At 64.5% G+C, this 19,750-nt stretch carries 19 protein-coding genes; 8 read left to right on the top strand and 11 right to left on the bottom strand.

Features of this window, described 5'->3' with window-relative positions; all coding sequences use genetic code 11:
* Positions 1 to 196 precede the first annotated feature (196 nt).
* Positions 197 to 988: a protein phosphatase CheZ gene (locus HYH08_RS23745; protein ID WP_220012244.1), complete on the top strand. Its 792-nt coding sequence runs from the start codon at positions 197 to 199 to the stop codon at positions 986 to 988.
* Between the two features lie 298 nt (positions 989 to 1,286).
* Here HYH08_RS23745 and HYH08_RS23740 read toward each other — a convergent pair whose 3' ends face one another.
* Positions 1,287 to 1,811: a hypothetical protein gene (locus HYH08_RS23740; protein WP_220012243.1), complete on the bottom strand. Its 525-nt coding sequence runs from the start codon at positions 1,809 to 1,811 to the stop codon at positions 1,287 to 1,289.
* 315 nt (positions 1,812 to 2,126) lie between these two features.
* Here HYH08_RS23740 and HYH08_RS23735 point away from each other — a divergent pair, with 315 nt between their 5' ends.
* Both HYH08_RS23735 and groL read left to right on the top strand, forming a co-directional pair.
* Positions 2,127 to 2,423 (top strand): co-chaperone GroES, encoded by a 297-nt coding sequence (locus tag HYH08_RS23735; RefSeq protein WP_008130129.1) that lies wholly within the window; start codon positions 2,127 to 2,129, stop codon positions 2,421 to 2,423.
* A gap of 116 nt (positions 2,424 to 2,539) precedes the next feature.
* The gene (gene groL / locus HYH08_RS23730; protein WP_220012242.1) at positions 2,540 to 4,171 is read left to right on the top strand and encodes a chaperonin GroEL; all 1,632 of its coding nucleotides are present in this window, start codon (positions 2,540 to 2,542) and stop codon (positions 4,169 to 4,171) included.
* Between the two features lie 13 nt (positions 4,172 to 4,184).
* Here the strand turns inward: groL and HYH08_RS23725 are convergent, their stop codons facing one another.
* Entirely contained in the window at positions 4,185 to 4,352 is a 168-nt protein-coding gene (locus tag HYH08_RS23725; RefSeq protein ID WP_220012241.1) for a hypothetical protein, read from the bottom strand.
* 17 nt (positions 4,353 to 4,369) lie between these two features.
* On the opposite strand from HYH08_RS23725, the gene HYH08_RS23720 reads away from it, so the two are divergent.
* Positions 4,370 to 5,581: a hypothetical protein gene (locus HYH08_RS23720; RefSeq protein ID WP_220012240.1), complete on the top strand. Its 1,212-nt coding sequence runs from the start codon at positions 4,370 to 4,372 to the stop codon at positions 5,579 to 5,581.
* A 132-nt stretch (positions 5,582 to 5,713) separates the two neighbouring features.
* Here HYH08_RS23720 and HYH08_RS23715 read toward each other — a convergent pair whose 3' ends face one another.
* Entirely contained in the window at positions 5,714 to 6,112 is a 399-nt protein-coding gene (locus tag HYH08_RS23715; protein ID WP_220012239.1) for an META domain-containing protein, read from the bottom strand.
* A 134-nt stretch (positions 6,113 to 6,246) separates the two neighbouring features.
* Entirely contained in the window at positions 6,247 to 7,911 is a 1,665-nt protein-coding gene (locus tag HYH08_RS23710; RefSeq protein WP_220012238.1) for an L-lactate permease, read from the bottom strand.
* Positions 7,912 to 8,241: 330 nt separating this feature from the next.
* On the opposite strand from HYH08_RS23710, the gene HYH08_RS23705 reads away from it, so the two are divergent.
* Positions 8,242 to 10,002 carry an ABC transporter ATP-binding protein/permease gene (locus HYH08_RS23705; RefSeq protein WP_220012237.1) on the top strand — a complete coding sequence of 587 codons (1,761 nt, stop codon included), beginning with the start codon at positions 8,242 to 8,244 and terminating at the stop codon, positions 10,000 to 10,002.
* A gap of 270 nt (positions 10,003 to 10,272) precedes the next feature.
* Here HYH08_RS23705 and HYH08_RS23700 read toward each other — a convergent pair whose 3' ends face one another.
* Entirely contained in the window at positions 10,273 to 11,307 is a 1,035-nt protein-coding gene (locus HYH08_RS23700; protein ID WP_220012236.1) for a TorF family putative porin, read from the bottom strand.
* On the opposite strand from HYH08_RS23700, the gene HYH08_RS23695 reads away from it, so the two are divergent.
* Positions 11,237 to 11,548: a hypothetical protein gene (locus HYH08_RS23695; RefSeq protein ID WP_220012272.1), complete on the top strand. Its 312-nt coding sequence runs from the start codon at positions 11,237 to 11,239 to the stop codon at positions 11,546 to 11,548. The two genes, HYH08_RS23700 and HYH08_RS23695, sit on opposite strands and share 71 nt — an antisense overlap.
* Positions 11,549 to 11,704: 156 nt before the next feature.
* On the opposite strand, the gene HYH08_RS23690 is transcribed toward HYH08_RS23695, so the two are convergent.
* The 4 genes from HYH08_RS23690 to HYH08_RS23675 form a co-directional block, all read right to left on the bottom strand.
* Positions 11,705 to 12,055: a histone gene (locus HYH08_RS23690; protein WP_220012235.1), complete on the bottom strand. Its 351-nt coding sequence runs from the start codon at positions 12,053 to 12,055 to the stop codon at positions 11,705 to 11,707.
* Positions 12,056 to 12,139: 84 nt separating this feature from the next.
* Positions 12,140 to 13,462, bottom strand: a complete 1,323-nt coding sequence (gene glcF / locus HYH08_RS23685) for a glycolate oxidase subunit GlcF (protein ID WP_220012234.1) — start codon at positions 13,460 to 13,462, stop codon at positions 12,140 to 12,142.
* Complete coding sequence (locus HYH08_RS23680; RefSeq protein WP_220012233.1) at positions 13,459 to 14,697, bottom strand: FAD-binding protein; 1,239 nt, start codon at positions 14,695 to 14,697, stop codon at positions 13,459 to 13,461. Before HYH08_RS23680 ends, glcF begins: the two co-directional genes overlap by 4 nt.
* Positions 14,698 to 14,767: 70 nt before the next feature.
* Positions 14,768 to 16,261, bottom strand: coding sequence for an FAD-linked oxidase C-terminal domain-containing protein (locus HYH08_RS23675; protein WP_220012232.1), 1,494 nt, complete (start codon positions 16,259 to 16,261; stop codon positions 14,768 to 14,770).
* A 268-nt stretch (positions 16,262 to 16,529) separates the two neighbouring features.
* Here HYH08_RS23675 and cycA point away from each other — a divergent pair, with 268 nt between their 5' ends.
* Positions 16,530 to 16,925 (top strand): cytochrome c-550 CycA, encoded by a 396-nt coding sequence (gene cycA, locus HYH08_RS23670; protein WP_220012231.1) that lies wholly within the window; start codon positions 16,530 to 16,532, stop codon positions 16,923 to 16,925.
* Between the two features lie 21 nt (positions 16,926 to 16,946).
* On the opposite strand, the gene HYH08_RS23665 is transcribed toward cycA, so the two are convergent.
* Positions 16,947 to 17,903: an alpha/beta fold hydrolase gene (locus tag HYH08_RS23665; RefSeq protein WP_220012230.1), complete on the bottom strand. Its 957-nt coding sequence runs from the start codon at positions 17,901 to 17,903 to the stop codon at positions 16,947 to 16,949.
* Positions 17,904 to 18,232: 329 nt separating this feature from the next.
* On the opposite strand from HYH08_RS23665, the gene HYH08_RS23660 reads away from it, so the two are divergent.
* On the top strand, positions 18,233 to 18,415 hold the full coding sequence (locus tag HYH08_RS23660) for a hypothetical protein (RefSeq protein WP_157328585.1): 183 nt from the start codon (positions 18,233 to 18,235) through the stop codon (positions 18,413 to 18,415).
* Between the two features lie 109 nt (positions 18,416 to 18,524).
* Here the strand turns inward: HYH08_RS23660 and glf are convergent, their stop codons facing one another.
* The gene (glf, locus tag HYH08_RS23655) at positions 18,525 to 19,706 is read right to left on the bottom strand and encodes a UDP-galactopyranose mutase (RefSeq protein ID WP_220012229.1); all 1,182 of its coding nucleotides are present in this window, start codon (positions 19,704 to 19,706) and stop codon (positions 18,525 to 18,527) included.
* Positions 19,707 to 19,750: the final 44 nt, after the last annotated feature.

Genomic DNA, 19,750 nt, shown 5'->3' with positions numbered 1-19,750 from the left:
GCGTTTCGATTCACCACGTCGCCAGCGAGCTGCAATTTGGCGATCAGCGTTTATTTTCGATGAACGCCGCGCGGCCATGGTTAATCCCGGGTTTTCACGCCGTCGCGCGCGGCCGCACGACAGTTCCTGCTGTGAACTTCGTGTTAAATCGCTTCTGCCTACAAAGACGCGTGAGTGAGGTGGGGGGAGTATCCTGATGGCTGTTCACCGCAAGCGTTTTCGTGTCGAGGACATCCTCGGCGGAGAGATGCCGATTTTTGAGGCGACCGAAGAGGCTGGTCCGATGCATAGCGAAATCATGGCTGAGCTGCGCGCGATCCGCGCACAGATGGCGAAGGGCGTGACTGCTGCCCCGCTGTCCGGCAGCGCGGCGATGGCGGCGATCGACGCCTCCACGGCGCAAGAACTGGCCGACGCACGCACGATGCTCGAAACCTATCGGGCCCAGATCGAGCAGTGCGAGAAGCTGAAGATCGAGCTCGACCTCATCCACGACGCCATCGACCGCACCAAGCGCGAGATCGCGGTGCTCCATGGCAAGAGCTTTGACGGCGCGGAGATGGCCAAGGTCAATGGCGAACTCGGCGCGGTCGTGGGCGGCACCGAACAGGCGACCCAGCAGATCCTCGAAGCAGCCGAGTCGATCGACCAGGCCGCCAGCGCGATGTCCAAGGTGGACTCGGTCGACCAGCAGAAGCGGCTCGCCGACGACATCCAGGAACGCGTCATCTCGATCTTCGAAGCCTGCAACTTCCAGGACCTGACCGGCCAGCGCATCAGCAAGGTCATGACCACGATGAAGTTCATCGAGCAGCACATCAATGCGATGATGGACATCTGGGGCGGCGTCGACGCGATCAAGGCCCATGTGCCGGCGCACGTGCATGCCGACAACCGCAGCGACGACGAGAAGCTGCTCAACGGCCCGAAGCTCGCCGGCGACGTCGGCCACGCTTCCCAGGACGACATCGACGCGCTGTTCGACTGAGCGGGCGCGAGATCACGAAAAACGAAACGCCGGCGCGAGCCGGCGTTTTTGTTTTCCCTCATTGCGACGCTGCCTTCCCTTCTTCCTTTGTGGGAGAAGGTGGCATAGGCGGCCTTTGGCCGCCGTTCTTAAGGAACGCCGAAGCGAAGCTTCGGCTACGGCGCCGGAGGAGGGGTTCGCTCCGCGCATTCAAATGAGAGTTGGACTCGCGGAGAGAACGCCTCACCCGGCTCGCTTTCAGCGAAGCCACCCTCTCCCACGAGGGGCGAGGGTGCAGCTCGAACGTGGCGCTAGCTTATCACGCCCGCGGCGCGCAGCGGACGTAGACCATGTTGCCGTAGCGGGTGGCGGCGTCCTTGTCTATGAAGCGGGTGATCATGACGCGGCCGTCGAAGGAGACGATCTCGCGGTCCTGTTCGCCGGGGGTGGGACCTGCCGGGCCGATATAGTTCTTGCCGCTGGGCGAGCCCTTCAGCCGCAGCTCCTGCGGCGTTGCCTGGTCGGCCAGATGCATGACCACGCCGCCGGAGGTGCCGGCGGTGATCACGTAGGGGTTCTTGCACTGCGCCCTCGCCGCGGCCTCGGTGCGGGCGCGGTCGGCCGGGTTCTGGAACGAGGCGAGGCCCCAGCGGCCGACGATCTCGTCGGCGCGGATGGTCGCCGGCATTTCGGGACCGGTGCCGGTATCGGCCTCGGGCGGCGGCGAAGACGACGTGCCGAAGGACGGCAGGCTCAGGCCGCCGCCGCAGGCGCCCAGCAACAGCGCCAGAGAAGACGCGGCCGCCAGATTGGCAACCGTGCGCGCGCGAGCTGAACTGATCATGGCATTCCCCCGAACAAGACCATGGCCGCACCCCTCCCGCAGCCAAGCGCAAAACCGCCGCCGGAGCAATGACGTCCTTTGATACGCCGGGGCCCCGAACAAGTTTCCAATGCCACCATCCTATATCCGCCTCACCAATCGCTTAACCACCTTTGCTTGACAGGATCGCAGCCAAGCCATATTCCCGGAACACTCTTAGCACTCGGAAAGCCCGATTGCTAAGCGCGCCGTTCGATCCTCGCACAAGTGGGTGGACGGACGCGCCGCCCCACCCACTTCCGCTAGTTCCGAAGCGAGCCTCCAAAGGGAAACGTCATGGCTAAGTCCAAATTTCGTCCGCTGCATGACCGTGTCGTGGTCAAACGTATCGACGCCGAGGAAAAGACCAAGGGCGGCATCATCATTCCGGACACCGCCAAGGAAAAGCCGTCCCAGGGCGAGGTTGTCGCCGTCGGCCCCGGCGGCCGCGACGAGGCCGGCAAGCTGATCCCGATCGACCTCAAGGTCGGCGACCGCGTGCTGTTCGGCAAGTGGTCGGGCACCGAGGTCAAGATCGACAACGAAGATCTCCTGATCATGAAGGAGTCGGACATCATGGGCGTTCTGGCCTAAGGCCGCCCCCCTGAACGGCTGCTGAATGTCATGCCCGGATCGAGCGATCCGGGCATCCATCATTCCGGACACATCACGAAACAAGACACATCACGAAACACGAGGGATTGCAGATCATGGCTGCCAAGGACGTCAAGTTTTCCGGAGACGCGCGCGATCGCATGCTGCGCGGCGTCGACATTCTCGCCAACGCCGTCAAGGTGACGCTCGGCCCCAAGGGCCGCAACGTCGTCATCGAGAAGAGCTTCGGCGCGCCCCGCATCACCAAGGACGGCGTCACCGTCGCCAAGGAGATCGAGCTCGAGGACAAGTTCGAGAACATGGGCGCCCAGATGGTCCGTGAGGTCGCCTCCAAGACCAACGACCTCGCCGGCGACGGCACCACCACCGCGACCGTGCTGGCCCAGGCCATCGTGCGCGAAGGCGCCAAGGCGGTTGCCGCCGGCATGAACCCGATGGACCTCAAGCGCGGCATCGACACTGCGGTTGCCGCCGTCGTCAAGGACATCGAGAAGCGCGCCAAGCCGGTTGCCGCCTCCTCCGAGGTCGCCCAGGTCGGCACCATCTCGGCTAACGGCGATGCCGCCATCGGCAAGATGATCGCCCAGGCGATGCAGAAGGTCGGCAACGAAGGCGTCATCACCGTCGAGGAAAACAAGTCGCTCGACACCGAAGTCGACATCGTCGAGGGCATGAAGTTCGACCGCGGCTATCTCAGCCCCTACTTCGTCACCAACCCCGAGAAGATGACCGCCGAGCTCGAGGACGCCTATATCCTCCTGCACGAGAAGAAGCTCTCGGGTCTGCAGGCCATGCTGCCGGTGCTCGAAGCCGTGGTGCAGTCGGGCAAGCCGCTCGTCATCATCGCCGAGGACGTCGAGGGCGAGGCGCTCGCCACCCTGGTCGTCAACCGTCTCCGTGGCGGCCTGAAAGTGGCCGCGGTGAAGGCGCCGGGCTTCGGTGACCGCCGCAAGGCCATGCTGGAAGACCTCGCGATCCTGACCGGCGGCCAGCTGATCTCCGAAGACCTCGGCATGAAGCTCGAGAACGTCACGGTGAAGATGCTGGGACGCGCCGGCAAGGTCGTGATCGACAAGGAGAACACCACGATCGTCAAGGGCGCCGGCAAGAAGCCCGACATCGAGGCCCGCGTCGGCCAGATCAAGGCCCAGATCGAGGAGACCACCTCGGACTACGACCGTGAGAAGCTCCAGGAGCGCCTCGCCAAGCTCGCTGGCGGCGTCGCGGTGATCCGCGTCGGCGGCGCCACCGAGATCGAGGTCAAGGAGAAGAAGGACCGCGTCGAGGACGCGCTCAACGCCACCCGCGCCGCGGTGCAGGAAGGCATCGTGCCCGGCGGCGGCGTGACGCTGCTGCGCGCCAAGAAGGCGGTCGGCCGTCTCTCCAACGCCAATGCCGACGTCCAGGCCGGCATCAACATCGTGCTGAAGGCGCTGGAAGCCCCGATCCGCCAGATCTCCGAGAACGCGGGCGTGGAAGGCTCGATCGTCGTCGGCAAGATCCTTGAGAGCAAGTCGGAGACCTTCGGCTTCGACGCCCAGAACGAGGATTATGTCGACATGATCGAGAAGGGCATCATCGATCCCGCCAAGGTGGTGCGCACCGCGCTCCAGGACGCCTCCTCCGTGGCCGGCCTGCTAGTCACCACCGAAGCGATGGTCGCCGAAATGCCGAAGAAGGAAGCCCCGCCCGCGATGCCCGCCGGCGGCGGCATGGGCGGCTTCTGAGCCGATCCTTTCATTACAACGTCACGAAGGCCGCCTCCGGGCGGCCTTCTTTTTTGCCGACCATCCCCGCCGCTTTGCAATTCAACCGACGATCAAAACCAACTACGGTGGCGGCCGATTCGAATTTTCTGGGCATGATCCGACCGGAAAACCGCTTCACACTTTTCCGGATCATGCCCATTGCGCGAGGATTTCATCATGCGTGCGCTTCTGGTTTGTTCGACGGCCCTATTGGCGGCTCTGCTTGCCGTCTCGCCTGAGGTCGCATCCGCCCAGATGAAATTGTCGCCGAAGGCCACGGCGCCGGGTGGAACCGAGACGCGCTATTTCACGTCGATCGACGGTCTGATGGACGGCAATGCCGACGTGATCCTGAAGGAGACGCGCCAGGGCAAGACGGTGACGGCGGCGGTGCTCGACGTCTGCTATCCCGTCGCGAAGAATTCCGACCGCAAGGACCGCTTCGTCGTCAATCTCCAGGTCGCCGGCCAGACCCTGACCGGCACGACGCAGAGCCTCGGCGCGAAAGCGCCCGTGAGCGTCAAGCTGCTGCGCAAGCAGTCCGGAGACAATTTCGAATTCCGTGGCCAGATCAGCATCGGCCAGACCGTCACCGAGGTCACCTCGTCCGACAATTCCGATCTCAGCGAGAAGGAATTTCAGGACAACCAGACCTCCGACGACGGCATCACGCCGCAGCCGAAGGATTTCACCGACGTCTCCCCGGAGGCGATCGCGGTGAAGGTCAAGCTCGATGCGGCGACCGACTTCCTGAAGAGCCTGAAGGGCCAGGACGTCGAGGTGACGCTGTCGAGCCTCACCGTCGGCTGCGACGCGCTGCGCGCCGGCGAGCAGACCATCAACATGTCGGTCGACCCGGAGCGCGCCGCCGCGCTGCTGGCAAAATTCAAGGCGATGCCCGGCGTCACCGCCGCGGGCTGGACCGCCGGCATGACCGAGATGGACCGCACCATCCGCTTTGCCGCCGCCGACTGGCGCACCGGCGACAAGATCGACAGGGACAAGCTCGCCACTGCGGTGGCCGGGGTGCTGAGCAGGACGCTCGCGGCAAAGCCGGTTTCGCAAAACTTCAATCCCGCCACCGGCAAGCTCAAGCTGGTCTTCAAGCGGCCGAACCAGGATTTCCCCGCGCTCGATCTCACCGACACGATCGAGGTCGCAGGCCTGATCTCGCCCGACAAGCCCGGCACCACCGACAAGCTGATGCTCTGGATCGGCAGCCCCGCGACCACGACCTCCGATGAGAGCAGCGGCGCCAAGCTCATCCTCTCTGACGAAGCATCGGCCGACGAGGAAGGCGACCAGCCCGACGACAACGGCTCGATCGAGGCGCTCGCCAAGGAGTTGAAGGGCCAGCGCTGGGACGCCGACAAGTCGGCGTGGAAGTGACGTCGCCACGAACTCAGCTGTCGTCGCCCGGCTTGACCGGGCGATCCAGTACTCCGAGACACCTTTGATGAATCGAGAAGCCGCGGCATACTGGATTCCCCGCTTTCGCGGGGAATGACAGCGAGGGTTTCGCTAATTCCCCGTCGTCCTGAAGCGCAGCGGCTTCGGGCCGATCAGCGTCAGCACATCGCCCTGGCGCCTCCAGGTCTCGACGCTGCTCAGCGCCGCGACGAGCTCGTCGTCGGCCTGCGCTCTCGCCGGCGAACAGTTGCGGTCCTGGATCTGGCCGGGGACGAAGATCACGGTGTTGCCGGCGACCGAGAACTGGCCCTTGCCGCCCTTGCACCAGAGCTCCAGCACGACCTCGCCGTTGTCGCCGATCTCGATGTTCGGAATCCGCTTCGAGCCTGGCTGCGGCAGCGCTTCCAGCGTCATCTCGGTGCCGAAGGGAAAACCGTCCTCCGCGCGCGCGAGCGTGGACATCGCGAGCGTTGCAACCGCAAGACACATCACCTGCTTCAGCGAAACCATGAGACCTCTCGACCCGACCTGATTTGCCGCACCTTCTATAAGACGGCGGCGCCGTTGAGAAGGTTCGCCCCCGCATGATGCAAAAATCCCCGCGAGGCGCGAGCCCGCGGGGATCTGCGTCGAAGCGTTGCCTGCTACTTCAGGACCAGCGCCGTGAACGGCCAGACATAGGCCTGCAACGTCACGAGCACGCCGACGAGACAGGCGAGCACGATCGAGTGCCAGAACACGAAGCGCAGGATGGTGCCCTCGTGGCCGTACCAGTTGGTGGCGGTCGAGGCGACCACGATCGACTGCGCGTCGATCATCTTGCCCATCACGCCGCCGGAGGAGTTCGCCGCACCCATCAGGATCGGCGACAGGCCGAGCTGCTCGGAGGTGATCTTCTGCAAGTTTCCGAACAGCACGTTGGAGGCGGTGTCCGATCCCGTCAGCGCCACGCCGAGCCAACCGAGCAGCGTGCCGAAGAAGGGATAGAGCACGCCGGTTGCGGCGAAGGCGAGACCGAGCGTCGCGTCGACACCGGACAGCCGCGTCAGTGTGCCGATCGCGAGCATCGCCGAGATCGTGATCAGCGAGATCGCGCACAGGCGGATGGTGCGGCCGTACTCGGTCGCAAGCCGGCCTGGACCGACGCCCATCAGGAAGCCCGAGATGATCGCGGCGATCAGCATGCCCGTGCCGGTGAAGGACAGATAGGTGAAGCCGAACACCGCGCTCTCTTTCGTCGGCCCTGGCGCGACCGGCGGCATCTTGTTGATCATCTGATGCAGCTCCGGCACGGGATAATTCCAGACGAAGATCGAGTTCGCCCAGGTCTTGAAGCTGCCATTGCCCCAGATCAGCATCACGATGCAGACGATGATCCACGGCAGCAGCGCGCTGAACAGCTCGCTCTGCGTCAGCGGCGTCTTGTCCAGCGGCTTGGCTGCGGCCATGGTCGCGGCCGATTCATCGTTGCCGCGCAGCGCCGGCGAGAGCCAGAGCTGCTTCGGCTGCCAGACCTTCAGGAACAGGATCAGCGCGCCCATCGAGATCAGCGATGCGCCGATGTCGACGATCCAGGGATTGACGTAGTTCGAGATCACGAATTGCGGGATCGCGAACGAGACGCCGGTGACGAGGATCGCCGGCCAGACATCCTTCATGCCCCTCCAGCCCGCGAAGGCCCACACCACCCAGAACGGCACGATCAGCGAGAAGAACGGCAATTGGCGGCCAACCATCGCACCGAGGATGTAGGGATCGAGCCCAGTGACGGAGGCAAGTCCCTGGATCGGGGTGCCCAGCGCGCCATAGGCGACCGGCGCGGTGTTGGCGATCAGCGAGAGGCCGGAGGCTGCGAGCGGCGAGAAGCCGAGGCCGATCAGCACGGCTCCAGTGATCGCCACCGGCGTGCCGAAGCCCGAGGCCCCTTCGAAGAACGCGCCGAACGAGAATGCGATCAGCAGCAATTGCAGCCGCCGGTCCTCGGTGACGCCGCCGACCGCGCGTTTCAACAGCTCGAACCGTCCGGTGGTGACAGTCACCTGGTACAGGAAGATGACGTTGAGAACGATCCACCCGATCGGGAAGAAGCCCGTGACGATGCCGAGGATCGAGGCCCGGATCGACATGTTGGCCGGCATCGTGAAGACGAAGATCGTGATCAGGTTGGTCACGATGACGGCGATGATCGCGGCGATATGCGCCTGCACGCGGCCGCTTGCGATCAGGACCAGCAGCGTGACCACCGGCACAGCCGCTGCAATCGTCGACAGCACAGGGCTGTGCAACGGATCATAGATTTGATTCCACATGGTCTTCCTCCCCCACGCATCTGTTGGGCAAGCGGCCTTGCGTGGACGGCCAAGCCTGCTTGACGCTGGAAGCGATAACCCCCGAGCCGGACACGAATTCCTCGCGAATGCGGCGGTTCCCGCCTGCTCACAAGCTCGCGAATTCCGGGAGGTCCCCACCCCGCGCCGTTATGCCCATGCTAGGGTTGCGGGCTGCGACAAGCCAACGCAAATTGCAGAACTTGCGACTTTAGTCTAAGCGCGCCCATTTTCGCCATTGCCGCAAGCCTTTGGTTTCAGGCAATTGGGCTTCAGGCAATCGTGCACATCCCCTCGAGGAGACAGAGCTCTGTGAAGAACATCAGCGCCACGCTCGCGACCGTCTGGCGAATCGCCATCCCCTATTTCCGGTCGGAGGACAAATGGGCCGGCCGCGGCCTGCTCGGCGCCGTGATCGCGATGGAGCTGGCGCTGGTCGCGATCAACGTCCTGGTCAGCCAGTGGCAGAACCGGTTCTTCAGCGCGATCCAGGAATATCAGCTGGATCAGTTCGTCCGCGAGATCTGGATCTTCCTCGGCCTTGCCTTCACCTTCGTCGCGCTGGCGGTCTACAAGCTCTATTTGAACCAATGGCTCCAGATCCGCTGGCGGCAATGGCTGACGCAACATTATCTCGGTGAATGGCTCGAGGATGCCACGCATTATCGCATGCAGCTCAAGGGCGACGCCGCCGACAACCCGGACCAGCGCATCACCGAGGACGTCAAGAATTTCGTCGAGCAGACGCTGACCATCGGCCTCGGCCTGCTGTCGTCGATCGTGACGCTGTTCTCCTTCGCCTTCATCCTCTGGGGCCTGTCCAACAAGGCCCCGCTGCACATCAACGGGACCGACATCATCGTTCCCGGTTTCCTGTTCTGGTGTGCGCTGGTCTATGCGGTGCTGGGGACGGCGCTGACGCACTGGATCGGCTCTCCGCTCATCAACCTCAATTTCGAGCAGCAGCGCTTCGAGGCCGATTTCCGCTTCAACCTGATCCGCGTGCGCGAAAACTCCGAGCAGATCGCCCTGCTGAAGGGCGAGACCGCGGAGCGGGGAAGTCTCCTGCAGCGCTTCGGCTTCGTCATCGGCAACTGGTACGCGATCATGAGCCGGACCAAGCGCCTGACCGCCTTCACGGCGAGCTACAATCAGGCCGCCGTGATCTTTCCCTATGTCGTGGTGGCGCCCGCCTACTTCGCCAAGCGCATCCAGCTCGGCGACATGATGCAGACCGGCTCGGCGTTCGGCAGCGTGCAGGATGCGCTGTCGTTCTTCGTCACGGCGTACCGCTCGCTGGCGGAATGGCGCTCGGTGATCGCCCGCCTCGATGGCTTCGAGATGTCGGTCAGCTCGTCCGCCAACCTCGCGGCGCAGGAGCCGACCATCGGCGTTGCGCCGTCGAACGGCCATGCGATCACGCTCGGGCAGCTGCTGGTAAACCTGCCGAACGGCGAGCCGCTGGTCAGTGTCGCCGCCTTCACGGTGCAGCCGGCGGAGCGGGTGCTGGTGACGGGACCGTCCGGCTCCGGCAAGTCGACCCTGTTCCGGGCCGTCGCCGGCATCTGGCCGTTCGGCAGCGGGACGATCGCCATTCCCGAGAAGGCGAAACTGATGATGCTGCCGCAGCGCCCCTATTTCCCGATCGGCGCGCTCGGGGATGCCGTGATCTACCCCTCCGGGCACGGCACGATCGCGCCCGAGAAGATCGCGGACGCACTGGTCGCAGTCGGCATGCCGCGTCTGGCCAAACGGCTCAATGAGGACGGCCACTGGAACCGGACGCTGTCGCTCGGCGAGCAGCAGCGCCTGGGGCTTGCCCGCGCGCTGCTACATATGCCGGACTTTCTGTTCCTGGATGAGGCGACGGCCTCGCTGGACGAGCCGTCCGAGGCCCGGCTGTACCGCCTGCTGGCCGAGAAGCTGCCGCAGGCCACCATCGTCTCGATCGGCCATCGCTCGACGCTTGATGCCTTCCACACCCGCAAGGTGACGATGGTGAAGGACGGCGAGATCCACGTCCTCGGCAAGGACGGCGAGCCGGCCGCGAAGGAGACGAGCGCGGCGGGCTGAGGCGTGAAGGCGGGGGCCAGCAGCCCGTCGAAGAAGGAGGGGACGCTTCCTCTCGTGTCCCGGACAAGCCGCAACGCTCTTCAGCGTTGTGGCGCAGAGCCGGGATCCAGTGGTGCCCTCCAGAAGCATGGGCCCCGGCTCTGCAGCGCACCGCTGAAGGAGCGCTGCGCTGCGTCCGGGGCACGAGGACGAGGCGCCGCTCACCTCCGCCCCAAAGCAAAAGGGCGGCAGGTTGCCCTGCCGCCCTCGGAAGTCGTCTCGGGAAGAAACTTACTTCAGGTTGCTCATCGCCGTCAGGTCGAACGAGAGCTTGGCGACGCCAGCAGCGCTACACCAGTTGGAGCCGAAGGCGGTGGCAGCGCCCGCACCACCGTTGATCGGGGTGACGAAGCCGGGGCTCGAATTGGTGGCCGAGAAGTCGCTGGTGAAGGCGTTGCAATTGCCCTTCGACAGGTCGGTGTCGTAGTAGCGCAGGTCGAGCGTGAACACCTTGTAGGTGAAGCCGACGCCGATATTCCAGGTGTTGTAGCTCGGCTCCTTGATGCCGCCAGCGTACAGCGGGTCGCCGGCGATGCCGTAGAAGATGTCGGAGGTGCCGAGCCACTGACGGCCGAACTCACCCGACACGTACATGCCGACGCCGCTGGAGCCGAAGGTCGTGCTCGGCGCGGTCCACTTGGCGGTGATCGAGGAATAGTTGCCCCAGGCACCGAGGTTCAGGAAGTTCGGCGAATAGTACTCGTTGAAGCCGACCGTCCACTGGTCGTTGATGTTGATGTTCAGCTTGGCGTAGACTTCGTAGAAGCTCGCGTCCTTCTTGGCGAAGTTGCCGTTGATCGGAAGGCCGATGGCGCCCTGGGAATTGTCGAGGCTGGTGCCGCAATTGCCTTGGGCGAGCGTGCCCTGCGAGCCGAAGCAGCTTCCGCCCGGATACAGGTAGCCCCAGATACCGAAGTCGAAGGCGAACATGCCGAAGGTCGGGCGGATACCGCCGTAGATGTCGACTTCAGCCGCAGCGCGGTTCGGGAAGGAGATGCTCTCGGCCGACGCACCGACGTAGAGCTGGAGGTCCTTGTTGACGTTGTAGCGCGGCTCGAAATAGGCCGCGACCGACGGGTTATGGTTCGACTGGGTGACACCACGGAAGATGTAGTCGTTCATGATGCCGCCGCCGAAGGCGATATCCCAGGGGTCGAAAGCAGCGACCGGCGGGGCCTTCTTGGCCTTCACAGCCATGTCTGCCGCGAAAGCCGAACCCGTCGTCACCATTGCCAGCGCCGTTGCCAACAAAGCCACTTTTTTCATTTCGATCCCCATCACCAGTTTTTACCCAGTCGGTTTCCCGGAAGCCCCCCGGGGATGCGACCTGTCTGCAAAATTGCGTTACCGCGACAATTTGTATTGGGGGGCGCAAACCGTGAAGCAAAAAACGCGGGCACCTGCCGACTTTTTAGGCGTTTTGGCGATTCTACGAAAGGTTGTCAGTTTGTGTGGCTTCTGGATCACATTATTTGCATTCCAAAGTGCACAGGAGCGGCCGGGTTAGTACGGGGACCCCGGGGCGTGGTGCCCACGCACGAATCATTCTGGCGCAGGAAAGGGCGCGAGGCCTCCAGCGATGCAAAAAGGCCGCAGCGTCGCCGCCGCGGCCTTCCTGTGATCGATCAAGGTCGTCGGGACGGACCCGGCGTTCCGGCGGGGCCTAACCCTGCCCCTCGGCCGGCGTCGGTTCCGCAGAAGACGAAGGCATCGCCCAGCTGGTCTCGGCGACGGGCTCGGGAGCCGGAGCTGCCGCCGGCTTCGGCGCGGGAGCTGCCTTCGCCTTCTTCGGTGCTGCTTTCTTCGGAGCCGTCTTGGCTACAGCCTTCTTGGCCGACTTCTTCGCAGCCTTCTTCGGGGCGGCCTTCTTCGCTTTTTTAGCAGACGTCTTCGCGGACTTCTTGGCCGCCTTCTTCGTCGCCTTCTTGGCGGACTTCTTCGAAGTCTTCTTGGCCGCTACAACCTTCTTGGCCTTTTTGGCCTTCTTGCTTTTCTTCTTCTTCGCTTTCGCCATCGTGGTCCTCCTGTTGCCGCCGAACAATGGTCGATCGGGCGTCGTCTGCCGTCACCCCGGGAGGAAAGCTCAGGCTCTGAAAGCTCAAACTTGCGCAGTCAGTGCCGGCCGCGACCCGCCCGTAGCCCAATCGAGAAGCTCAATCGTGTGTACGACCGGAACTGACGTGCCACTGGCAATCTGCACCATGCAGCCGATATTGCCCGCGGCAATCATGTCCGGCTTGACGCTTGCGATGTTGGCGACCTTGCGGTCGCGCAACCTGCCCGCAAGCTCGGGCTGGAGAATGTTGTAGGTCCCCGCCGAGCCGCAACACAAATGGCTCTCCGGCACATCTTTCACCACGAATCCATTCTTGGAAAGCAATTCTTTCGGAAGCCCCGTGATTTTCTGACCGTGCTGCAACGAGCACGCCGAGTGATAGGCGACGACGATGTCGTCGTGCCGTGCAGTCGATTCCAATCCGAGGCCGGCAACGTATTCGGTGATGTCCTTGGCCAGTGCGGACACCTTCGCCGCATCGGCTGCGAAGGCTTGATCCTCGCGCAGGAGATAGCCGTAGTCCTTGATCACCGTGCCGCAACCGGACGCCGTCACCAGGATGGCGTCGAGGCCTTCGCCCGCCGCTTCCGCGCTCCATGCCGTGACATTGGCGCGGGCCCGCGCCAGTGCATCCTGGTCGTTGCCGAGGTGATGGGTCAGCGCCCCGCAGCACTGCTCGTCACGGACCAGGACGACCTCGATGCCGTGGCGCGTCAGCAGGCTGATGGCGGCCTGGTTGATGCGCGGCGCCAGCACCTGTTGGGCGCAGCCCTGGAGCAGCGCGACGCGGCCGCGCTTCTTGCCGAGCGCCGCGAACACGCTGCCGGGCAGCGCCCCCGGCGCAGGCAGCCGGTTTGGGGCCAGCGCCAGCATCGCCTTGAGGCGCTGGATCAGGCCGGGCGTGGCCGACGGCCGCGGCGTCGGCAGGAAGACGGCGAGCGGACGGGCCAGCCGTGCCAGCCACATGCTGGCGCGAAACCACTTCGGATCGGGCAGGACGAAGGCCAGCACCTGGCGCAGCAGGCGCTCGGCGAGCGGCCGCTGATAGCGCTGCTCGATCCGGACCCGGGCCTGGTCGACGAGGTGCATGTAGTTCACGCCGGAAGGGCAGGTCGTCATGCAGGACAGGCACGACAGGCAGCGGTCGACGTGCTTGACCACCTCGGCGGTCGGGGCTTGGTCCTTCTCCAGCATCTCCTTGATCAGGTAGATGCGGCCGCGCGGGCTATCGAGCTCGTCGCCAAGCAGCACATAGGTCGGGCAGGTTGCGGTGCAGAAGCCGCAATGGACGCAGGCGCGCAGGATCTTGTCGGCCTCTGCGACATCGGGATCGGCGAGCTGGGCCAGTGAGAATTCGGTTTTCATACCGCCGTGCCCCGTATCAGGCGTCCCCGGTTGAGAATGCTCTTCGGATCGAAGCTGGCGCGCACCCGCTCGCTCAGCGCGGCAATGCCCGGCGCCTGCGGATGGAACACATCGACTGCCCGCCTGACGTCCTCGCCCGCACGGATCAGCGTGGCATGGCCCCCGGCGGCGTTGGCACCCGCGCGCACGGCGGGCGCATGGGCATCGGCCTTCGGCGGCAGCGCCGCCCAGATCAGGCCGCCACCCCAATCGTAGATCACGTCGCCGCCGGTCTCTCGCGCCAATTGCGTGCCGAGCGCCGCACCCGAGGCCGGCGGGCAGACGATCCGCCAGACCGGCCAGGCGCCCAGCGCGCCGCCAGCCGCGAACGGCAGCACGTCCCGGATGGTGGTCCACAGCCCTGACGACGCGGCGTCCTCGATCAGCGTTGCGGTCCCAAACGGCGCGAGCAATTCGCGCAGCGAGCCGGCGCGGTGGCGGGCCGAGGCTGTGATGCCCTCGAGCCGCAGCACGGTCAGCGCCTCGCCCTGGCCTGCGATGTCACCAAGCCCGTCAGTGTTCGCCCGGAACGCGGATTTCGGCAGGTGCGCGGCGGCGGAGACGTCGAAGGGAGAGCCGAGCGCCGCGGTCATGGCCTTGTTGGCGGCGGCATCGTCGAGCCCGCGCAGCAGCAGCGTCCGCTCGGCCTCGGGCTTCGGCATCACCTTCAGCGTGACCTCGGTCATGACCGACAACGTACCCCAGGACCCCGCCAGCAGCTTGCAGAGGTCGTAGCCGGTGACGTTCTTTACCACCTTGCCCCCGGTCTTGAAGCTGTCGCCGAAGCCGGAGACGGCATGCGCCCCGAGCAAATGGTCACGCGCCCCGCCCACCTTGATCCGACGCGGACCGGCGAGGCCGGCCGCGATCATGCCGCCGATGGTTCCGACCGCCGGCGTGCCGAGCAGCGGCGCCGTGTTCATCGGCTCGAAGGCGAATTGCTGGGTCTTGGCGTCGATCAGCGACAGCACGTCCTCGAGCGGCGCGCCGGCCTGGAGCGTGATGATCAGTTCGTTGGGTTCGTAAGAGGTGACGGCGTTCAGCGCGGAGATGTCGAGCACGGCGTTGGTCGCCATCGCATGGCCAATGCTGCGCTTGCTGCCATGGCCGACGATCTCGAGCGGCTGCTCGTTGGCAATCGCCGCGCGCACCACCTCTTCGACGTCTTTGGCGTCTCTGACCTTGAGCGTATCCACGGGAAAAGCGGGTATCCAAGTTTAGAGCGGAAAGCAAATCTGGCGCATCGCAGCAATAAGCAGCGCTCGCCTAGAACCGCGGAATGTCCGGGAACGCCACCTTCCCGGCATGGACATGCATGCGGCCGAGCTCGGCGCAGCGGTGCAGGGTCGGAAACACTTTTCCGGGATTGAGCAGGCCTTGCGCGTCGAAGGCGCATTTCAGCCGCTGCTGCTGATTGAGGTCGATCTCGCTGAACATGTCCGGCATGAGGTCACGCTTCTCGATGCCGACGCCGTGCTCGCCGGTGAGCACGCCGCCGAACTCGACGCAGGCGCGCAGGATGTCGGCGCCAAAAGCCTCGGCGCGCTCGATCTCGCCGGGCTTGTTGGCATCGTAGAGGATGAGCGGGTGCAGGTTGCCGTCACCGGCGTGGAACACGTTGGCGCAACCGAGCTGGTATTTTTCGCCGAGCTCGCGGATGCGCGCCAGCGCCTTCGGCAGCGCGCCGCGCGGAATGGTGCCGTCCATGCAGAGATAGTCGGGCGAGATGCGTCCCACCGCTGGGAATGCGGCCTTGCGGCCGGCCCAGAACAGGTTGCGCTCGGCCTCCGAGGTCGAGATCTGGCAGGTGGTCGAGCCGCAGCCATTGGCGATGGTCTCGACCCGCGTGATCAGCTCGTCGACCTCGATCTTGGGACCGTCGAGCTCGATGATGAGCAGCGCCTCGACGTCGAGCGGATAGCCGGCATGGACGAAGGCTTCGGCGGCGTGAATCGCCGGCTTGTCCATCATTTCCATGCCGCCGGGAATGATACCGGCGCCGATGATGCGCGCCACGCACTCACCTGCCGCCTCGACCTCTGCGAAGCCGACCATCAGCGCGCGCGCCGTCTCCGGCTTTTGCAGGATGCGTACCGTGATCTCGGTGATGACGCCGAGCAGGCCCTCCGAGCCGGTGATGACGCCCATCAGATCATAGCCGGAATTCTCGCATCCCTTGCCGCCGATGCGCAGGATCTCGCCGCTCATCAGGACGATCTCGCAACCGAGCACATTGTTGGTGGTCATGCCGTATTTCAGGCAGTGCACGCCGCCGGAATTTTCCGCGACATTGCCGCCGATCGAGCAGGCGATCTGCGAGGATGGATCGGGCGCGTAATAAAAGCCGGCATGCGCGACCGCCTGGCTGATCGCCAAGTTCGTGACGCCGGGCTCGGTGACGACGACGCGATTGTCGAAATCGATCTCGCGGATGCGCTTGAACTTGCCAAGCCCCAGCAGCACGCCGTCCTCGAGCGGCAGCGCGCCGCCGGACAATGACGTACCGGAGCCGCGCGGCACCACCTTGATGCCGTGGGCAGCACAATATTTCAGGACGAGCGAGACCTGCTCGGTCGTGTCGGGCAGCACCACCACCATCGGCGGCTGGCGATAGGCCGTCAGCCCGTCGGATTCATAAGCCCGCATCTCAGCCGCGCTGTCGATCACGCCTTCGCCTGGCACGATTGCGCGCAATGCAGCAATGATCTCAGCGCGGCGCGCAAGCACCGCCTGGTCGCTTGCAGGCATCATGATGGCCATGACATATCCTTCCGACTCGTAGGCCCACGATCAAATTTGTCGCGGCAAATCAATCACGTCCGCGCCTGTTTGGGTAGGGCATCCGAAAGTCGGAGCGGTGTTCTCCGGCGAGTTCGCTCTGGGACAAGTAGGAAAGCATGAAACCTGTCATGGTTTCCTGGCTTGTCCAAGCCAAGCGGGCCTGTCACAACCGGCAGGTTCGACGGTCTGCCGACCGGCAAGAGACCGACCACTCTAGACCCACCAGGGAAGAGACGAAGAGCACCCGATGACAAAACTGATTTTTGGCGCACTGACGATCCTCACCGTGACTGCCACCGCACCCGCCGCGATGGCGCAGGACGCCGCGGCCGGCAAAACGTCGTTCAACAAATGCCTGGCCTGCCACGCGATCGGCGAAGGCGCCAAGAACAAGGTCGGCCCCGAGCTCAACGGCCTCGACGGTCGCAAATCCGGCACCGCGCCCGACTACAATTACTCCGATGCGAACAAGAATTCCGGCATCACCTGGAACGAGGCTCAGTTCAAGGAATACATCAAGGACCCAAAGGCCAAGATCCCCGGCACCAAGATGGCCTTTGCCGGCATCAAGAACGAGACCGAGATCAACAATCTCTGGACCTACGTCTCCCAGTTCGACAAGGACGGGAAGATCAAGCAGTAAGCGGCGAACGGCGGCCGTTGATTAATCGGCGGCCGCCTGCGCCGGAGCCATCGTCGCGATCATCGCCTCGACCTCCGTCTTCACCAGATCCGGCACGGCGTTCTGCACCATGTGGCCGAGATCGGGCAGCACGATCAGCTTTGCGTTCGGCACGGTCGCGGCGAACGGGCGCGCGTGGATGTCGGTCTTCACGGTCTTGTCGGGCTCGCCGGCGATGATCGTGACCGGCGCCTTGATCTCGCCGTAGCGCGGAGCTTGCGCCGTCACCGCCTCCTTCAGCGTCACCAGATCGCAGGCATTGGCGATGAACTCGCGCGGCCGCAACAGCAGCGGCGTCGCGGAGTCCTTGACGAAGCCGTCCGGCATGGTCTGCGGCAGAAAGACGCTGCGCGCGCCGGAATCAGTGACGAAATATCCGAGCGGCAAGGTGATGGTGTAGGCGAGCAGCGGGCCGATGACAGGCGTAGCGATGATCTCGTTGTAGCGGCCGACGCCGCCGCGCCAGGGATGGGTGACCGGCGCGAGCATCATGAGGCCCGCGACGCGGCCGGGATGGTCGAGCGCAATCCTCGCGCCCAGCGCCCCGCTCCAGGAATGCACGACGAAGATCGCGCGATCGATCCCGAGCTGATGAAGCGCCTCGTCGATCATCCGCGCCTGGACCTGCGGCGTCGAATCCTCCCGTCGCGCGCGCGTGCTCCAGCCATGGCCGGGGCGATCGATCAGGATGACGCGATGGTCTTTTGCGAGAAGGTCGCCGAGCGGGCGCCGCATCACCTCGAGGTTCGAGCTCGCCCCGTGCAGTATCACGATCGGCAAGCCCGCATCATGCGGGCCGATCTCGACGACGTGAAGCACGGCGCCGTCGACCTCGATCATACGGCCCTGGGGCGGAAAGGCGCGTTGCACGGCAACGACACCGGCCTGCGTGACCAGCGCCAGCAGCACCAGCGCGGTCGCGACTGACATCACGATCATGGAAAGGGTCCGGGAAATCCTGCGCACATCGCAGCTACGGGTTTGGCAGCCGGCAGTTTCGCCCCGCACGCTCCGGCATTTCCACCGGAAATGGCGGGGCTGTGGATATGTGCATAATTGCCGAACCAAAATACTCAATGGAATCAATGCAGCACGCCAGTGACGGCAAGCCTCGCACCAGCTTCATGCTGCGGTCATAGCCGCTTCCTTATAATCGCCACGGTCGGTTCCGCCACTTGGACGCGGGTGGGCGCCGATCCTCCTCGCAACCTCAAGGGATGTTGGGAAAGGCCGGCAGGATTTGTCCTGGTTTGAACCGGAGAATGTCGATGAGCTTCAGATCCAACGACACCGCGATCGACGAGATCGTGGCGAGCTGCAACGGCGACCTGCGCGGTGCCGTGCGGGCGCTGCTCCTGATCAACGAGCATCTCGAAACCGAGCTTGCCAAGGCTTACGCCGCAGCGGCCGACCGCGGCCTCGCCGAACGCGGCGGCAGCGCCTTGCATTAGTTCGAAGCCGCTCGATGGCTGACACTGCCTTGTATGGGCCGTGTCTCGTCTCCCAACCTTCGATCGCCGGATGAGCGCCCTGCTCCCGTCCCGCATCGACGCATTCCGCTCAGCCCGCCACCGCGGCGGTTGAGGGCATCGCTTGGCCGGCAAGGAACGCGGTGACTTCGTTCTCGAAGGTCTTGAGCGCCGCCCCTATCGCCTGGTGCATGTCGAGATATTTGTAGGAGCCGAGCCGGCCGCCGAAGACGATGTTCGGATACTTGTCCATCATCATCCGGTAACCGGACAGGATGGCCCGGTCAGTGGCTGTGTTGATCGGATAATAGGGCTCGTCCTTGCGGCCGGCGAAGCGGGAATATTCACGATAGATCGTGGTCTTCGGCTCCCGATAGTCGCGCTCGGGATGGAGATGCCTGAACTCGTGAATGCGGGTAAAGGGCACGTCCGCATCGGCGTAGTTGATCACCGAAGTGCCCTGGAAGTCGGCGACGTCATGCACCTCGCGTGCGAAGTCGACAGTGCGCCAGCCGAGCTCGCCGCAGCGATAGCGGAAGAAGCGGTCGATCGGGCCGGTATAGATCACGAGCTGGTCGGGGCGGATCTGGTCGGCGACATCGAAATAATCGACGCCGAGATGCAGCTCGATATTCGGTGACTTGAGCATGCGGTCGAAGATCGCAGTGTAGCCGTCCAACGGCATGCCCTCGTAGCGATCGTCGAAATAGCGGTCGTCGAAGCTGAGCCGCACAGGCAAGCGGCCGATGATGTCGGCCGAGAGCTCACGAGGCTCGGTCTGCCACTGCTTCTGCGTATAACCGCGGATGAGAAGGTCATAGAGCGTGCGGCCGACGGAGGCGATCGCCTTGTCTTCCAAATTCTGGGCGGCGTTCGCGCCAACTGCGTCCGTCTCCGCCGCAATCGCGCGCCTCGCCTCTTCCGGCGTCATGGCGCGGCCGAACGCGGCCGAGATGGTCGCAAGGTTGATCGGCATGGAATAGAGCCGCCCCTGCGCCACCGTGAAGACGCGGTGGCGATAGCCGGTGAATTCGGTGAAGCGCTGGAGGTAGCGCCAGACCACCTCCGAATTGGTGTGAAAGATATGCGTGCCGTAGCGATGCACCTCGATGCCGCTGTCGGGATCAATCTCCGAATAGGCGTTGCCACCGACATGCGCGCGCCGGTCCAGCACGCACACCTTCCGCCCGAGCGCGTTCGCCACCCGCTCGGCAATGGTCGCGCCGAAGAAGCCGGCGCCCACGACCACGACATCGAAGCTATCGAGTTGCATGCGAGTCCCCCATCCCTCTGCGTCGGAGGCACGGCCGACGAGGC

Origin of the sequence: Bradyrhizobium sp. BR 10289 (assembly GCF_019455385.1) — a bacterium.
In the GTDB taxonomy this organism is placed as follows: domain Bacteria; phylum Pseudomonadota; class Alphaproteobacteria; order Rhizobiales; family Xanthobacteraceae; genus Bradyrhizobium.
This window is presented reverse-complemented; position numbering and strand designations above follow the sequence as displayed.

Coding starts and splice junctions, on each gene's coding strand:
- cycA (WP_220012231.1), top strand. CDS start 16,530: ATGACAAAACTGATTTTTGGCGCACTGACGATCCTCACCGTGACTGCC.
- HYH08_RS23675 (WP_220012232.1), bottom strand. CDS start 16,261: ATGGCCATCATGATGCCTGCAAGCGACCAGGCGGTGCTTGCGCGCCGC.
- HYH08_RS23660 (WP_157328585.1), top strand. CDS start 18,233: ATGAGCTTCAGATCCAACGACACCGCGATCGACGAGATCGTGGCGAGC.
- HYH08_RS23745 (WP_220012244.1), top strand. CDS start 197: ATGGCTGTTCACCGCAAGCGTTTTCGTGTCGAGGACATCCTCGGCGGA.
- HYH08_RS23725 (WP_220012241.1), bottom strand. CDS start 4,352: ATGGGCATGATCCGGAAAAGTGTGAAGCGGTTTTCCGGTCGGATCATG.
- HYH08_RS23720 (WP_220012240.1), top strand. CDS start 4,370: ATGCGTGCGCTTCTGGTTTGTTCGACGGCCCTATTGGCGGCTCTGCTT.
- HYH08_RS23715 (WP_220012239.1), bottom strand. CDS start 6,112: ATGGTTTCGCTGAAGCAGGTGATGTGTCTTGCGGTTGCAACGCTCGCG.
- HYH08_RS23735 (WP_008130129.1), top strand. CDS start 2,127: ATGGCTAAGTCCAAATTTCGTCCGCTGCATGACCGTGTCGTGGTCAAA.
- HYH08_RS23710 (WP_220012238.1), bottom strand. CDS start 7,911: ATGTGGAATCAAATCTATGATCCGTTGCACAGCCCTGTGCTGTCGACG.
- HYH08_RS23740 (WP_220012243.1), bottom strand. CDS start 1,811: ATGATCAGTTCAGCTCGCGCGCGCACGGTTGCCAATCTGGCGGCCGCG.
- glcF (WP_220012234.1), bottom strand. CDS start 13,462: ATGAAAACCGAATTCTCACTGGCCCAGCTCGCCGATCCCGATGTCGCA.
- HYH08_RS23690 (WP_220012235.1), bottom strand. CDS start 12,055: ATGGCGAAAGCGAAGAAGAAGAAAAGCAAGAAGGCCAAAAAGGCCAAG.
- HYH08_RS23665 (WP_220012230.1), bottom strand. CDS start 17,903: ATGATCGTGATGTCAGTCGCGACCGCGCTGGTGCTGCTGGCGCTGGTC.
- groL (WP_220012242.1), top strand. CDS start 2,540: ATGGCTGCCAAGGACGTCAAGTTTTCCGGAGACGCGCGCGATCGCATG.
- HYH08_RS23700 (WP_220012236.1), bottom strand. CDS start 11,307: ATGAAAAAAGTGGCTTTGTTGGCAACGGCGCTGGCAATGGTGACGACG.
- glf (WP_220012229.1), bottom strand. CDS start 19,706: ATGCAACTCGATAGCTTCGATGTCGTGGTCGTGGGCGCCGGCTTCTTC.
- HYH08_RS23695 (WP_220012272.1), top strand. CDS start 11,237: ATGTCTGCCGCGAAAGCCGAACCCGTCGTCACCATTGCCAGCGCCGTT.